This window comes from Lonepinella sp. BR2474, assembly GCF_051851555.1.
In the GTDB taxonomy this organism is placed as follows: domain Bacteria; phylum Pseudomonadota; class Gammaproteobacteria; order Enterobacterales; family Pasteurellaceae; genus Lonepinella.
Genome location: NZ_JBPDVH010000002.1, coordinates 258,237 through 274,506 on the forward strand (window position 1 = coordinate 258,237; position 16,270 = coordinate 274,506).

The window sequence follows — 16,270 nt, forward strand, 5'->3', positions numbered from 1 at the left end:
TTTATCCTTAAAAATTCACAAAATTTCGTTTATATTTACGATGGCTTTGAATATTACGTTCCGCATCTTTACGATCCCAAATCTGCAGTTCCCATGGATAATAAAAATTACTCGAATTTTTGAAATAAATATGAATCCCCACATACTCATCTTTATCTCGTAAGTACCAGTTTTTTAATCCATATTTTTCTTTCCATTCATCTAATTTATTCATGACTTGGGTAATATCTTCCGTACTGACAATCATTCTTGCCCCAAAAATATCATTCATAATACTATTGACTGGAAAGCCTTCGCTACGTTGTTGAAACCGTTCAATTTTATGTAAAATAGATTCCGATGTTTTGACACGATAAAAATAGGAAATATCCGTTAAATCGGCACGATACAAATAATCATTAATGGCTTCGTGCAAATTTAAACGATAGGCTAATATATGCTCTACAGGCACTTTCGCAAGTGTATGTTTTAAATTCACCTTTTGAATTTTCCCTGTTTCAAAATAGTCTTGTGAAAAAGCTAAATGTACCTTATTAATTTCATCAATTAAGCGTTCTATTTTTTCGAGCATATATTTTCCCTACCTAACTACTCGCCCCAAACTTCTTGCACAATATCACGAATAAATTCTAACTTCGCCCATTGTTGCTGTTCGGTCAGAATATTACCTTCTTCCGTTGATGCAAAACCACATTGCGGACTTAAACATAGTTGATTGATATCCACATATTGAGTGGCTTCTTTGATGCGAGCAATAATATCATCACGATTTTCAAGTGTACCGTCTTTAGACGTAATTAACCCTAACACAACTTGTTGATCTTTGATAAAGCGTAATGGTTTGAAATCTCCCGCACGATCGCTATCATACTCAAGGAAGAAACCATCTACACGGCAAGTACCAAACAAGGTTTCTGCGACAGGTTCATAACCACCAGCCGAGAACCAAGTGGAACGGAAATTGCCACGACAAATGTGCATGGTAATTGCAATATCATCAGCAGGTTTAGCATCCACAATTTTATTTATCATATAGACATAATCTTTGGCAATTTGGTCTAAATCAAAACCACGCTGTTTATAGGCGGCTCGTTTATCTTCCGCACAAAATTCACCCCAGCTAGTATCATCTAATTGTAAATTGCGACAACCTAATTTGTAGAAAATCTGCATGGCTTTAATATAAGCGTTAGCAATATCGTCTAATAAAAGTCGGTTGTTGTTTTCATAACGTGGAATTGCTACATAATCGGTCGCTCGTACATTGGTGATTAAATGCAGCATTGACGGTGATGGAATGGTAAATTTCACTTCTTGACCGTTAGCAATTTGATTAACAGAACGGAAATGTTCGACAAACGGGTGGCTTTCAGAAAAATCGACTTTATCCACAATTTTTAAGGTTTTCGGGCGAACATTATCATGTTTAAATTGTACCGAAAATTTTTCAGCATCAACTTCTTCCACACCGTCTAAACCTGCTAAAAAATCTAAATGCCAGAAAGTACGGCGAAATTCTCCGTCTGTTACTGCATGTAATCCCACACTTTTTTGATGTTCCACTAATTTAGCAATTTCTTTATCTTCAACTTTAGCTAACTCCGCACAAGAAATATCACCACAACTACATTGTTGGCGAGCTTGCTTAATTTCATCAGAACGTAAAAAACTGCCGACAATATCAAAACGATAAGGGGCTTTGCTACGTAAGGTGGCTGTTGGGAATAATTTACTCATCTTGTTTCCTTTCTTTTTTATGATTATTAAATCTAACAAAAAATACACCGCACTTTAGCTGGCTTATTCTTCTAATATCACTTTACCGATAAAACTTAAATTACGATAACGTTGAGCATAGTCAATACCATAACCGATAACAAACTCATTCGGAATGGCAAATCCCACCCATTCTACTGGCACTTCTACTTCACGGCGTGATGGTTTATCTAATAAGGTGCAAATGGCAAGACTGGCTGGATCGCGGAGTTCTAGGATTTTGCGGACTTTTTCGAGCGTGTAACCTGAATCAATAATATCTTCCACAATTAACACGTGTTCGCCCTTAATATCACCATTTAAATCTTGGGTAATTTTTACATCATGATTGGTACTCATGCCGATACCATAACTTGATGTGGTCATAAATTCTACTTCGAGCGGTAAGTCAATTTTACGTACTAAATCTGCCATAAACATAAATGAGCCACGTAATAAACCGACTACAATCAATTTATCCACTTTCTTTTGTTGATAAAAAGCGGTAATTTCCGCACCGAGCTGATCAATTTTAGCAAGCACATCTTGCTCTGAAATCAAGACTTCAACATGATGTTTTTTCATAACGGTTTCTCTGTATAAAAATATGGAAACGACTATATCATAATAAGGAAAAATACAAAATAAAAAAGACGGAAAAGAGCCTAGCACTTGCGTACTAGGCTACGCATGGTCACGCAACTCCGTGGCTTTTCCTTTCAGATGCGGAGCATCGTTACCATGCTTAACCCTGTACGCTAGTGCAGGGATAAAAAAAGACCGAAGTGACAACACTTCGGTCTTAAACCCTAACGAATTTACTTTCTACTCTACCTGTTTAGCTACCTATGTCTTAACAGATGTGTGTATATTAATATATAAAATAATCTCTGTCAATAAGAATTATTATCATTTTTAATTAATTTCCAGAAATTTTCATTTCTTCCAATAAAATTGAGCCAGTTTGAATATTGGAACGGGTTTCAATGTCATCACCAACCGCCACCAAATGATCAAACATCTGTTTTAAATTGCCAGCAATGGTGATTTCTGAAACGGGATATTGAATTTCACCATTTTCCACCCAAAAGCCCGATGCACCACGAGAATAATCCCCCGTTACCATATTCACACTTTGCCCCATTAAATCAGTCACTAACAAGCCTGTTCCCATTTGGTTTAAAAGTGCGGTTAAATTTCCTTGAGAATTTGGTTTAACCAACCAATTATGAATACCGCCTGCATGTCCCGTGCTTTGCATAGCTAATTTTTTACCGCTGTAACTGGTTAATAAATAAGTTTGCAAAATACCGTCTTGAATAATCTCCAAATCTTGCGTTCTCACGCCCTCGCTATCAAACGGTGTAGAAGCTAAACCGCTTAACAAATGCGGACGTTCGCTAATTTGAAACCAATCAGGCAACACTTTTTGTCCAAGTTTATCTAACAAAAAGCTGTTTTTGCGATATAGACTGCCGCCACTAATAGCAGTCGCTAAATGCCCAATTAACCCTGTTGCGACATCATTAAGAAAAATCACAGGTGCCGTTTGGGTTGCAATTTTTTGCGGTCGTAAACGAGCAATGGCTTTCTTCGCTGAATTTTGCCCTACCCATTCAGGTGCAGCTAACTCATTCGCTTTACGAGAAATCGTGTATTCGTAATCACTTTCTAATAAATCATCAACACCACCCAATACTGAGCAAGACAACGAATAACGGCTTGATAAATGACTTTGCAACATACCATGGCTATTCCCATACACGCGAACTCCCGTATGGGAATTAAACGCCGCACCATTACTGTTGACAATCCGCTGATCATATTGCAAAGCAGCGGTTTCCGCTTGTAAGGCTAATTCCACTGCCCGATCTACATCAATATCAGTGGGGTGATATAAATCTAAATCAGGTGCATTAAATGCCATTAAGGCTTTATCGGCTAAACCCGCACAATCATCGGGAGAAGTATATTTGGCTATCGCTAATGCCGCATCAACGGCGGATTTAATTGCTGGCTGGCTTAAATCCGATGTGGATGCGTTGCCTTTTTGTTGCCCCAAGTACACCGAAATGCCTAAAGCTCCGTCATTATTAAATTCTACGTTTTCGACTTCTTGCAACCGAGTAGAAACCGAAAGCCCACTGACTTTGGTCACCGCCACTTCCGCTGTTGCCCCTGCATTTTGAGCCAACTCGACCGCATAACTCACCGCCGCACGTAATTCTTGTTCTTGCTGTTTTAAAAGTGCGGTGGAATTTTCCGTATTTTTTTCTGGCATGCTGCTCTTTTCCTTATTATTTATAAATTTGTCGCATTTTAGCTTATTTGCTACAATGTAGCAAAATATCAATAAGAAAGGATAGGAAATGAAAAAACGGGGCAAAAAGCCAGAATTAGATTGGACAGATGAGCAAGAAGAAATTATCTGGGTCAGCAAAAGTGAAATTAAACGTGATGCGGAAGATTTAAAAAAATTAGGCTCAAAATTAGTGGAATTAACCCCTGCTAATTTGGAAAAAATCCCCCTTGATGAAACCTTGCTTGATGCCATTCATTTGGCTCGTAAATCAGTCAAAGAGGCCAAACGCCGTCAACTGCAATTTATCGGCAAATTATTGCGTGCCACCGACACCGATCCCATTCAAGAAGCATTAGATAAAATTGAAAATAAACATAATCAACAACAAGCCATGTTGCATAAATTAGAATATTTGCGTGATGATTTAGTCGAAAAAGGTGATGACGTATTAGCTCAATTTTTTGATGAACACCCAACGGCTGACCGTCAACATTTGCGTAATTTAGTGCGTTCCGCCCAAAAAGAAAAAGAACAAAATAAACCACCGAAAGCGTATCGGGAAATTTATCAGTATTTGAAAGAATTGATGTTGGAAAATTAAAAAAACAAGGCACTTAATCCAGTGCCTTTCATCGCTAATTCGTAGCAGAACTCTCTTGCAAATCCTTACGCAACGACACTAACAACTGATCGATTTTAAAGTTTTCCGTATCAATAATTTCAAATTTATATTTGTCATATAACACAAAATCGGTCTTTTTCGGGATTTTGCGTAGCATATACATCATAAATCCGCCAATGGTTTCATAATTTTCATCTGAGGGAAACGCTGGAATATCTAAATATCGCATGACATCTTCTAATGGGGTAATGCCATCAATAAGCCATGAATGTTCATCACGTTGTACGATCTGTTCTTCTTCGTTAGAGACCAATTCCCCCATCACAATACTCATCACATCATTGAGTGTGACAATCCCCACCACCAACGCATATTCATTCACAATCACCGCAAAATCTTCACCGGTAGATTTAAATAATTCCAATACTTCATAGAGAGATAAGGTATCGGGAATAAACAAGGCTTTACGTAATAACTTAGAATCCGTCAGCGCCACTTTGTTGTCAGTTAAATACAAAGTGAGCAAGGTATGCGACTCCACATAGCCTAGAATTTTATCTAATCCCGCATCACAAATCAGTAATTTTGAATGGGAATTTTTAGCCAAGGTATCTAGCACTTCTTGCTGATTAAAACTGCGGTCTAAAAACACAATATTTTCACGGGTCGTCATTGTGGATGTCACCGTTCTTGATTGCATATCAAAAATATTTTCAATCAAATACTGCTCTTGTGCTTTCAATGCTCCCGACTCAGCACCGGCCTCCACGAGAGCCACAATATCTTCCGACGTCATATTATCTTCACGCACCGTAGACACACGTAAAAAGCGAAACACCCCATTTGCCAACGTGTCAAAAATCATCACTAAGGGCTTAAAAATAAAAATGCAAAACCGCATAACGCCCACGGTTCGCATGGCGATTTGTTCAGGATAGGTCATAGCAAGACGCTTAGGGATCAAATCCGCTAACAAAATAAAAGAAAACGTCACCAACGCAAACGCCGTCCAAGATGCCACGCTTTCTACCCATTCTGCTTGTGTATACTGGCTTAACAGCTTGACAAAATACGGATTTAGCGCACTTTCCCCAATCATACCGCCTAAAATGGCCACCATATTTAAGCCGATTTGCACCACAGTAATAAAACGCCCCGGTTTTTCTTGTAACTGCAAGACTTGTGTGGCCCTGATGTCACCATCATTGGCTAAAACTTGTAGCTTAATTTTTCTGGCGCCTGCTAGGGAAATTTCTGCTGAAGAAATCACCGCACTGAGCATAATTAAGCCTAAAATAATTAAAATTGCCTCAAATAATCCCATGATATTATTCCTACGCTATTGATACTGTTTCACAAAATCCAAAAACCGCTGTTCGTCCCAAATTTGAACACCCAATTCTTGGGCTTTGGTTAGTTTTGATCCTGCTGAATCGCCTGCAATCACAATATCGGTTTTTGCTGACACACTGCCACTCACTTTCGCCCCAAAAGATTGCAATAACGCTTTGGCATCATTGCGTCCCATTTGAGTTAAGGTTCCCGTTAATACCACGGTTTTACCGTTTAACGGATTTTCACCAATGTCTTTTTCTTCCACATCGTCCCAATGGACACCTTGTGCGATTAAATCATTCACTACGTCCAAGTTATGTTGTTCACGCCAGAACACATAAATCCGATTTGCCACAACGATGCCCACATCTGGTACGGCTTGTAATTGTTCTAAATCTGCTTGTTGAAGTGCGGTGAGATTTTTGAAATATTTGGCTAAATTCAATGCGGTGGCTTCGCCCACGTCCCGAATACCTAGGGCAAAAATAAAGCGTGCTAAAGTTGTTGACTTGGCTTTTTCTAGGCTATCCAGTGCATTTTGAGCGGATTTTTGTCCCATACGTTCTAATCGCATTAAGGTGAAAAGATCCAATTTAAATAAATCTGCTGGCGTATGAATAAACTCTCGATCCACTAACTGCTCAATCAGTTTTGCTCCCACGCCGTCAATATCCATGGCTTTGCGAGAAACAAAATGTTTCAAAGATTCCTTACGTTGTGCATCACAAAATAAGCCACCAGTACAACGAGCAACTGCCTCGCCATCAATTCGCACCACTTGCGAACCACACACGGGGCATTCGGTTGGAAAAATAATCGATTCTGCATTGGCTGGACGGCGATCATGTACCACACCAATAATCTGTGGAATCACATCACCTGCACGGCGAATAATCACGGTATCACCAATGGCAATATCAAGACGTGCAATTTCATCGCCATTATGCAAGGTCGCATTACTCACCGTTACGCCAGCCACGAAAACAGGTTGTAATTTTGCCACAGGCGTAATTGCCCCCGTTCGTCCTACCTGAAATTCCACATCTTTTAGTATCGTCATTTCTTCCTGTGCAGGAAATTTATACGCAATCGCCCAACGTGGTGCTTTAGAAATAAAGCCAAGTTCCTGCTGTAACGCAATATCGTTAATTTTTAACACTGTGCCATCAATGTCATAGCCTAAAGTTGGACGTTTTTGTTGAATAGTGCGGTAGAAATTCAACACATTTTCTACCCCATCACAAAGCTGAATCTCCGCATTCACTGGAATACCGATAAATTTCAGCCATTGCAAACGTCCATAATGGGTTTCGGGCAAATCCACCCCTTCGGCAATCCCAATACTATAAGCGTTCAGCATTAATGGACGTTGGCTAGTAATTTTCGGATCGAGTTGACGCAACGAGCCAGCAGCAGCATTACGTGGATTAGCAAAGGTTTTCTCCCCTTTGGCTAAGGCTAATTCATTTAATTTTTCAAAGCCCGCTTGTGGCATAAATACTTCACCACGCACTTCTAAACGAGCAGGCGGATGGTCAGTTAATAATTGTAAGGGAATATTGCGAATGGTACGAATATTGGCAGTAATATCTTCTCCCGTAGTACCATCGCCCCTTGTTGCCGCTTGCGTAAGAATACCATTGACATACAAAATACTCACTGCCAAACCGTCTAATTTTGGTTCACAACAAAATTCAAGGGTTTCTGGCAATAACACCAAACGATCTTGAATACGTTTTACAAAGGCATAAAATTCTTCATCGGAAAACGCATTATCTAGGGATAACATGGGAATTTCATGGGTAACTTGGCTAAAGCCCGATAATGGTTTTGCCCCGACACGCTGGGTCGGCGAATTGGCGGTAATGAATTCGGGATATTGTTGTTCTAAGGTTTTTAATTGATGAAATAAACGATCATATTCGCTGTCTGGAATTTTGGGTTCATCAAGCACGTGATATTGATATTCGTGATAACGCAATGTTTCACGCAACTGATTCATTTGTTTGGCTATATCCGTCATTTTATTTTTCTTTTCTAAAATTATTAACAAAATAAACCGCACTTTGAACGCTCAACAGTGCGGTTTTCAATCGACAATTTTCGCTACATGCGATCTAAATAATCTTGTTCTTGCTTGTCATCAAAAATAGCTTGTTGATCGGTCAACACAAAACCATTTAATTCTTCAGCTAAATTTTTTGCGGCTTGGATCATCATTTTTAAATTGGCTTTGTCATTTCCAACCTGTGACGGTACTTGCATAAATAGGGCAAGACCGATAGTGGAAAATTCATTCATGGCATAAGGATTAAATGTACCGGGTTGTTCAATATTCGCCACACTGAAAATCACTGGACTGGCTACCGTATCAACGTGACGGTGATATAAATTGTCTTGGCCAAAAATAAAACCGAGATTATCCAAGGATTGTGCAATAGAAAGCCCTAAAAATTGACGATTTTCGGGGGCGACAACATACAATAGCATAAAATCAGTCGCTACGGGTTGCGCTTGCGCCACTGGCTCACTGGCTTTTGGATTATCAATCGGTTGTTGTAATGCGGGTTCAGAAATCGGTGAACTGGCCTGCTGCAACTGTACACGCAATTCTGGTGATGTCATATCCACTTGCGCTTGGGTTTCCGCAAAGTCCACGGCATCCGCTAAAGTATAGTCCGCCATATTAGCTTTCGGCTGTTTTGGTTCAGGGTGATATTCATAATGCACGGGTTCGTCGGCGGACTGATTAAAATCAGCATTCGGCAACGTGATTTTAATTTGATCCACAGAATGCGCTTGTCCAACCGATACGCTTGGCGCAGCCACAGGTACCTCGTTTGCCGGAACAACTGACTGTACAGCTTGTTGCTGAACAGTCTGTTGCGATACCGCTGATTGTGGCGACACATTCAAAGGTGAGGCAGTGGTCGGTTGGGCAAAATTTGGCACCACTGTTTCGTTTTGTTCTGAGGAGTTAACCGATTGGTGGTGTTGAGCTCGCCCAAAGTTATTCGCATGCTCAAAATATTGCGATTTTTCACGACGATTTGACCAAATACCATGCGCCACTAAACCAATTAAGGCCAGAATACCTAAGATAATTAAAACTGTATTGAGATCCATTGCAATATGTCCTATTCCAAACCAGCAGAAATAATTGTTAGCTTACCATATTTATTGACATTATGGATCTTGAAATTTGCATTTTTTGACCGCACTTTGTATCCTGTACAAGGTTTTACATAAAAATGGATAAGATAGGAAAAAGCATGATTGAAGAAAAAGAAGTCAAATCGGGTTTTCATTACTTTGTCATGGGTTGGCATTTAATTACCCAACGAGGCTTGCGCCGTTTTGTGGTGATGCCGATTTTACTCAATGTTGTGTTAATGATCGGCTTGAGTTGGCTGTTTATCAGTCAAATTAGTGGCATGATCGACTGGGTAATGGGCTTTTTACCCAGTTGGCTTGATTGGCTCAGTTCGGTGATGTTTATTATGTCCTTGGTGCTGATCCTGATGGGATTTTATTTTTCCTTTACCATGTTATCAGGTTTTATCGCTGCACCATTTAACGGCTTATTGGCGGAAAAAGTAGAAAACATGCTGACCGGTGAAAGCCTCGCTGACATGACGATGATTGATTTTATCAAAGATATTCCACGCATGTTAGTGCGGGAATGGCAAAAATTGGTGTATAGTTTACCGATTTATATCGCCTTGTTTTTACTCGGTTTTATCCCTATGCTTGGACAATCTGTGGTGCCAGTTTTAACGTTTATATTTGCGGCTTGGATGATGGCTATCCAATATTGCGACTATCCCTTTGATAATCATAAAATTTCATTCCATACTATGCGAGTAAAACTCAAAGAAAATCGCACGCAAAGTCTAATCTTCGGTGGGTTGATTAGCCTGTGTATGTTTGTACCACTGGTAAATTTAGTGGTGATTCCTGTGGCGGTTTGCGGTGCCACGGCCATGTGGGTAGAGACCTACCGCAAAGCCTTATATGGTCAGCCATCCACAAAAAATTCAGGCAATTCCACCGCAGTTTCAACAGGTGTGCGTACCGCTCAAGGCACAAATATAGACTTACGTAATAATCAAGATATGGTTTCCAAATAATGCGTCTTGGGTAGCTGAATTTTTATGGTTCCGCTACCCTACATTATTTCAATTTCTTCGCCCGTTCTGCATCCATTTTTTCTAAGGCTTGTTTGCTTTGTTGATAAACCGTTTGATTGTTTTCCGACAAGGCACACAAGGCTTTGTTTTCTAAGCTATCCGCTTGACGATAATAATTGGGACTGGTCATCGCAAGATCAAACTGTTCGTAAGCCGTTTGAAATTCCCCTTGCGAACAAAGAAAGGTGCCGTAATTATTGTGTACATCACCTTGCTTATCATCTAATTTAATCGCCTTTAAATAGGCCTCTCGAGCCTGAGCAACATTACCCTGTTGTTGATAGAAATAAGCAAAGGCAGAATGCACCAAATAATAATCAGGGGCATAGCTCATGGCTTTATCCAGATTTTGTTTGGTCGCATCTAAATTTTGTTGGGATAAATAACCTAGCGCTAATTCTACTCGGGCTTTGGCAGCAGATTGTTGATCAAAATCCACATCTTCGGCGGGCTGTGACACGCACGCCGTCAGTGAAATAAGCGAACAGAACATAAAAAAGTGCGGTATAAATTTCATAAAAATCTCCTTTATAATCCCCTCTCCCTCTGGGAGAGGGCTAGGGTGAGGGTCATAAACCACAGTGAACATCATTAACCCTCACCTCCCGAAAATTTTTTCAAAATTTTCTCCATCCTCTCTCAAAGGGAGAGACTGTAATAACAGGCTTAATGTGTTTTCACCTCAATCCCTTGCCCGAATTGTTTTTTCATGGCAATGGTTGCCGTACGTTTAGTGCGGTCAATCACATCCCCCGCCAACTGCCCGCACGCAGCATCAATATCATCACCACGGGTTTTGCGGACAATCACGGTGAACCCATATTCCATCAACGTTTTTTGGAAACGGTCAATGCGAGTATTCGAGCTTTTCGCATAAGGCGCTTCAGGGAACGGATTCCACGGGATTAAATTAATTTTACACGGCGTATTTTTCAACACACCCGCCAACTGATGAGCATGTTCCACCCCATCATTGACTTGATTTAACAGCACATATTCAATGGTGACTTTGCCGTGATTGGCATTCGATACTTCAAGGTAACGATGCACGCTGTCCATCAACATTTTGATATTGTATTTTTTATTAATCGGCACCAACACATCACGCAATTCATCATTGGGGGCGTGCAAAGAAATCGCCAATGCCACGTCAATCATCTCGCTGAGTTTATCCAGCGCTGGCACCACGCCTGACGTAGACAATGTCACACGGCGTTTAGATAACCCATACGCAAAATCATCTAACATAATTTCCATGGCAGGCACCACATTGGCCACATTCAACAACGGCTCACCCATCCCCATCATTACCACGTTAGTAATCGGACGAATTCCTGTCACACCAAAATTACCAATAATTTTAGACGCTCGCCACACTTGTCCAATAATCTCCGCCACCGTCAAATTGCGGTTAAACCCTTGTTGTGCAGTAGAACAGAACGTACAAGCCAAAGCACAACCCACTTGCGAGGACACACACAATGTCGCTCGATCCGATTCAGGGATATACACGGTTTCCACCTGTTGATCGCCTACTTGCATTGCCCATTTAATCGTGCCATCAGAAGAACGTTGCTCCACCGCAACCTCAGGGGCTTTAATTTCCGCCACCGCTTTTAATTTCTCACGCAACTGCTTGTTAATATTGGTCATCTTATCAAAATCATCTTCACCAAAATGATAAATCCACTTGACCAACTGATCGGCTCGAAACGGCTTTTCACCGATTTCTTTAAAAAACTCACGCATTTGTTGGCGAGTTAAATTCATTAAATTAATTTTATCTGACATATTTACCCTATTGTCACGTTGCTACACTTACGACATTGTTTGTATTTTAAACAATATAAAAGGGCGTTATTCTACCGATTTCCGCCCTATTAATCTATGCGAATTAAAAAAATAATCCAACTTTTGAGTGTCATTTTTGGAATCAAGATCACAAAAATGACTTTTTTTATGGAGAAAACAGACTATTTTGCCTTTATTTAAAGCACTGTTGACGTTGATGGTAAGTGTAAAACATAAGGTATAAAAATACTGCAAGTCCCCCTGAACAATACCTATCACTGCAATTTTTTGATTTCTTCAACCGATAAACCAACCGCTTTAGAAATAAGTTCTACATCCAAACCAAGGGAAAGCATATTCCTTGTCACCGACTTCATATTTTCTAGCTTGCCTTCTTGAATTCCCTCCTGTAAGCCTTCTTTTTTCCAATACTGTTTTACGGCGTATTCATCCCATTTGCGTTTTAAGCTAACATCATACATTTCCTTTTCCCCTTTACTTAGGTTACTGTATTCAGCAATTTGGAACAGTTTTTGAAAAATCGGCTTTTTCAAATAAATGGGCAATTTGTCTAATCTTGACATATTTTTTAGCACAAATAACCATTTATCCAAATCGCTTTCTAGTGCATTTTCTGTTTTGCTAAAATTGAGCAATTCAATATAGATGAAACCCAGTTTATCATAAAAGATTTCCCCTGTCTTTCGGTTGCAAAGGCAAATATCGTGTAAGTAATCTTGCGTATCGGAAAAGTGAAAACCATCCATAATCGCAATCACATACACTTCGGTAATGGCATACGCCCATTGTTCTCGTTTACCTTTAAGTGCTTGGTCGCTAATAAGTTTACTGCCGTAATAAATAATACGTTCTTTGAAATTTTCTTGACGACTGCGTTGGACCTCAATGATAAATTGACTATCGTCATCTGCGGTACAAATCAAGTCAAAAATCACTGTACCTAATTTGGACGTATCGCCCACCTGTTCATTTTTGTTGTAAACCAAATCTTTAATGACTTTTCTACCTTGAAATAAATCATTAAGAAAATCAATCAGTATATCTTTGTTCACATCCGTACCAAAAACACGTTTAAAGCCGTAATCGGTAGTCAGATCTATATAGCGAGAAGTTTGCTGCATTGTGTTGCTCCCTTTTGAAATAAGTAGGAGCATTATTCACTGTGGCATAAAAATCACAAGATTTGATATTTCATTTTGGAATCAAGATCACAAAAATACGCATTTTAAAGAGAGAAACCTTATATATTTTCCATAAAAAAGCACCCAACCGTCATTGAGTGCCTTTGATTACTGGAGTTTTGCTCAAAAATAGAGCCGTTAAATAATAGCAGATTGTCATTCCATCGCCCCACGGCGTGTTTTTTACACCGCCAATAATTGCAACCCCACAAATCCCCAATCCTTTAACACCTTTTCTTTCTGTTCAAAATCCATTGGTCGTTGGGTACAAAAAGCGATATTTTCTGCGATTGCATCGCTCACGTCCGCCAACAAACTGGTGACCCGATTGGCAATGCCTTCGGCTGGGTCGACGAAGTATTTCACTTGCGGCAATAATTGGCGTAATTCGTCTTTCACTAGGGGGAAATGGGTACAGCCTAAAATCACGGTATCAAGTGCGGTAATTTTTTTCCAAGGTTTAATTTCATTGGCTAAACAGGCTAAATCCAATTTGCCGGTTTGTTGTTTTTGCTCTGCCATTTCCACTAAAGCGGTAGAGCCAATTTTTTCCACCACACAATTCGGAGCATATTTATCAATGAGATCCGTCACATAATCTCGTTCTACCGTGCCTTTCGTGGCTAACAAACCGATGACTTTAGTTTGCGATAATTTGGCGGCAGGTTTAATGGCGGGAACCGTTCCCACCACAGGAAAAGCAAATTTGGCTCGCAAGGCGGGCAATACCACGGTGCTGGCGGTGTTGCATGCCACCACCACCATATCAATGGTAAATTGTTCGGCTAATGTTCCCACGATTTTTTCCGCTCGTTCAATTAATAAGGACGTGGATTTTTCAGAATAAGGGAAAAAGGCGTTGTCCAAGCAATACAAATAGCGTGCGTTAGGAAAATGATGACGAACGGCATCATAGATAGTTAAACCGCCCATTCCTGAATCATATAAAAGTATCGTTGTCATAAAATCTTCTCAAAAAATACCACACTTTAAGCGTTACTATATATTTCTTTATTATTTAACCAACGTTTAATCAACGCATCTGCCACATCTGGGTATTTTACAATCAGTTGTTTCGCATAATGTTGCACGGTTGGGATCATCTTGCGATCTCGCATTAAATTGGCGACTTTAAATTCTGCCACGCCCGTTTGTTTGGTACCTAGCACTTCCCCCGGTCCCCTAATTTCTAGATCACGTTCGGAAATCACAAAACCGTCTTGACTATCACGCAACACTTGCAAGCGTTTTTGCGAAATTTTACCCAACGGCGGTTTATACATTAGCACGCAAAAAGACGCCGTACTACCACGCCCCACTCGTCCACGCAATTGGTGCAACTGCGACAAGCCTAACCGTTCGGCATTTTCAATAATCATCAGGCTCGCATTCGGCACATCCACACCCACTTCAATCACTGTGGTCGCCACCAACAAATCCAGCTCGGCCTCTTTGAACGATTGCATAATGGCTTGTTTTTCCGCTGGTTTTAGCCGTCCGTGCACTAAGCCAATGCGTAATTGTGGCAAGGCGTTTCGCAAATCTTCCGCAATGGCTTCGGCGGCTTGGGCTTCTAACACTTCGCTTTCATCAATCAGGGTACAGACCCAATAGGCTTGGCGTTTTTCTTTCGTACAAGCATGATGCACCCGTGCCACGATTTCCGCACGGCGTTCTTCGGACATTACTACGGTAGTAATCGGTGTTCGCCCAGGAGGGAGTTCATCAATAATCGACGTATCCAGATCCGCATACACCGTCATTGCCAGCGTTCTCGGAATTGGGGTCGCCGTCATAATTAATTGGTGCGGATAAAAACCCGCTTTTTCGCCTTTTTCTCGCAACATTAAACGTTGATGCACGCCGAAACGGTGTTGTTCATCAATAATCACTAAGGCTAAATTGGCAAATTCTACTTCTTGTTGAAACAAGGCGTGCGTACCGACGACCATTTGTACCGCCCCTGTTTGTATTTTTTCTAATTCGGCAGTGCGAGCTTTGCCTTTCACTTTGCCCGCTAACCAACCTACTTCAATCCCCAACGGCTCAAACCAACGGCGGAAATTTTGGGCGTGTTGCTCGGCTAAAATTTCGGTCGGAGCCATTAAGGCGACTTGTTTGCCGTTATCAATGGCAAGCAACGCCGCCAAGGCTGCCACTAAGGTTTTGCCTGAACCTACATCACCTTGTACCAATCGCATCATAGGATGATCTAAGGCTAAATCTTGTTCAATATCTGCCGTCACTCGCTGTTGCGCATTGGTCGGTTGAAACGGCAATTTTGCTAGAAAACGTTGTTTTAAATCCGTTTGATAGTGCAACGGCAACGCATAATGTTGCTGTGTCCCCAAACGGACTTTTTGCATGGCCAAATTATGCGCCAATAATTCTTCAAAAATTAACCGCACTTGAGCGGGGTGTTGCCCTTTTTCCAGCATTTCCAGCGAAATATCAGGCGGTGGGCGGTGCAAAAAGCGAATGGCGTCTTTTAGGCTAAAGGGATTTGGATTAAATTCATTGGGTAAAATTTCCGCAATTTGGATCTTATCTAATAATTCAAGGGCTTGATCGGTGAGTTTGCGTAAAGACGTTTGCTTTAGTCCTTCCGTGGTGGCATAAATCGGGGTGAGCGTTTCATCTAATTGCAACGGCTGATTATCCCGAATAATTTGGTATTCGGGGTGATGAATTTCCGCCATAAATCGACCCCGTTTCACTTCACCAAAGGCTTTCACTCGCACGCCAATTTGAAAGCTGTTTTTCATGCCCGCATTAAAATTAAAGAAACGCAACATGATTTTCGCCGTGCCGTCGGACAGGCTCACCGTTAAGATCGGACGACGACCGAATTGGACGTCGCAAGTTTGTACCACGGCCTCAATGGTGGCGTATTGTTCAGGACGAAGATCTGCAATCGGTGTAATACAGGTACGATCTTCGTAACGAGTGGGTAAATGAAATAATAGATCTTGTAAATTATTAATACCTAAACGGCTTAACTTGGCGGAAACTGCCGCACCCACACCCGATAAAGTGGTTAAAGGAACGGCATCAAGAAGTTGTAGGCTCATGA

14 protein-coding genes are annotated in these 16,270 nt (G+C 40.8%); 2 read left to right on the forward strand and 12 right to left on the reverse strand.

Annotated elements, in window-relative coordinates; all coding sequences use genetic code 11:
- Positions 1-7: 7 nt before the first annotated feature.
- The 4 genes from ACTG7Q_RS04105 to pmbA all read right to left on the reverse strand — a co-directional run bounded on the left by ACTG7Q_RS04105 (position 8) and on the right by pmbA (position 4,036).
- The gene (locus ACTG7Q_RS04105) at positions 8-571 is read right to left on the reverse strand and encodes a GTP pyrophosphokinase (protein WP_386687037.1); all 564 of its coding nucleotides are present in this window, start codon (positions 569-571) and stop codon (positions 8-10) included.
- A 17-nt stretch (positions 572-588) separates the two neighbouring features.
- Positions 589-1,737: a 5-methyltetrahydropteroyltriglutamate--homocysteine S-methyltransferase gene (locus ACTG7Q_RS04110; RefSeq protein ID WP_439241172.1), complete on the reverse strand. Its 1,149-nt coding sequence runs from the start codon at positions 1,735-1,737 to the stop codon at positions 589-591.
- A 63-nt stretch (positions 1,738-1,800) separates the two neighbouring features.
- Complete coding sequence (gene hpt / locus ACTG7Q_RS04115) at positions 1,801-2,340, reverse strand: hypoxanthine phosphoribosyltransferase (RefSeq protein ID WP_386687040.1); 540 nt, start codon at positions 2,338-2,340, stop codon at positions 1,801-1,803.
- 334 nt (positions 2,341-2,674) lie between these two features.
- Positions 2,675-4,036, reverse strand: a complete 1,362-nt coding sequence (pmbA, locus tag ACTG7Q_RS04120; RefSeq protein WP_439241174.1) for a metalloprotease PmbA — start codon at positions 4,034-4,036, stop codon at positions 2,675-2,677.
- Positions 4,037-4,124: 88 nt separating this feature from the next.
- Here pmbA and yjgA point away from each other — a divergent pair, with 88 nt between their 5' ends.
- Positions 4,125-4,658: a ribosome biogenesis factor YjgA gene (yjgA, locus tag ACTG7Q_RS04125; protein ID WP_439241176.1), complete on the forward strand. Its 534-nt coding sequence runs from the start codon at positions 4,125-4,127 to the stop codon at positions 4,656-4,658.
- Between the two features lie 34 nt (positions 4,659-4,692).
- Here yjgA and ACTG7Q_RS04130 read toward each other — a convergent pair whose 3' ends face one another.
- The 3 genes from ACTG7Q_RS04130 to zipA form a co-directional block, all read right to left on the reverse strand.
- Entirely contained in the window at positions 4,693-6,003 is a 1,311-nt protein-coding gene (locus ACTG7Q_RS04130; protein ID WP_439241178.1) for a hemolysin family protein, read from the reverse strand.
- A gap of 15 nt (positions 6,004-6,018) precedes the next feature.
- Positions 6,019-8,037, reverse strand: a complete 2,019-nt coding sequence (gene ligA, locus ACTG7Q_RS04135; protein ID WP_439241180.1) for an NAD-dependent DNA ligase LigA — start codon at positions 8,035-8,037, stop codon at positions 6,019-6,021.
- A gap of 83 nt (positions 8,038-8,120) precedes the next feature.
- Positions 8,121-9,140 carry a cell division protein ZipA gene (zipA, locus tag ACTG7Q_RS04140; protein WP_439241182.1) on the reverse strand — a complete coding sequence of 340 codons (1,020 nt, stop codon included), beginning with the start codon at positions 9,138-9,140 and terminating at the stop codon, positions 8,121-8,123.
- A 146-nt stretch (positions 9,141-9,286) separates the two neighbouring features.
- On the opposite strand from zipA, the gene cysZ reads away from it, so the two are divergent.
- Entirely contained in the window at positions 9,287-10,144 is an 858-nt protein-coding gene (gene cysZ / locus ACTG7Q_RS04145) for a sulfate transporter CysZ (protein WP_439241184.1), read from the forward strand.
- A 43-nt stretch (positions 10,145-10,187) separates the two neighbouring features.
- On the opposite strand, the gene pilW is transcribed toward cysZ, so the two are convergent.
- The 5 genes from pilW to recG all read right to left on the reverse strand — a co-directional run bounded on the left by pilW (position 10,188) and on the right by recG (position 16,268).
- Positions 10,188-10,721: a type IV pilus biogenesis/stability protein PilW gene (gene pilW / locus ACTG7Q_RS04150; protein WP_439241186.1), complete on the reverse strand. Its 534-nt coding sequence runs from the start codon at positions 10,719-10,721 to the stop codon at positions 10,188-10,190.
- 149 nt (positions 10,722-10,870) lie between these two features.
- Entirely contained in the window at positions 10,871-11,995 is a 1,125-nt protein-coding gene (locus tag ACTG7Q_RS04155; RefSeq protein ID WP_439241188.1) for a bifunctional tRNA (adenosine(37)-C2)-methyltransferase TrmG/ribosomal RNA large subunit methyltransferase RlmN, read from the reverse strand.
- 275 nt (positions 11,996-12,270) lie between these two features.
- Positions 12,271-13,137, reverse strand: a complete 867-nt coding sequence (locus ACTG7Q_RS04160; RefSeq protein WP_439241190.1) for an Rpn family recombination-promoting nuclease/putative transposase — start codon at positions 13,135-13,137, stop codon at positions 12,271-12,273.
- Between the two features lie 243 nt (positions 13,138-13,380).
- A complete protein-coding gene (gene murI / locus ACTG7Q_RS04165) occupies positions 13,381-14,160 on the reverse strand; it encodes a glutamate racemase (protein ID WP_439241192.1) in 780 nt (259 codons plus the stop codon).
- Between the two features lie 26 nt (positions 14,161-14,186).
- The gene (gene recG / locus ACTG7Q_RS04170) at positions 14,187-16,268 is read right to left on the reverse strand and encodes an ATP-dependent DNA helicase RecG (RefSeq protein WP_439241194.1); all 2,082 of its coding nucleotides are present in this window, start codon (positions 16,266-16,268) and stop codon (positions 14,187-14,189) included.
- Positions 16,269-16,270 lie beyond the last annotated feature (2 nt).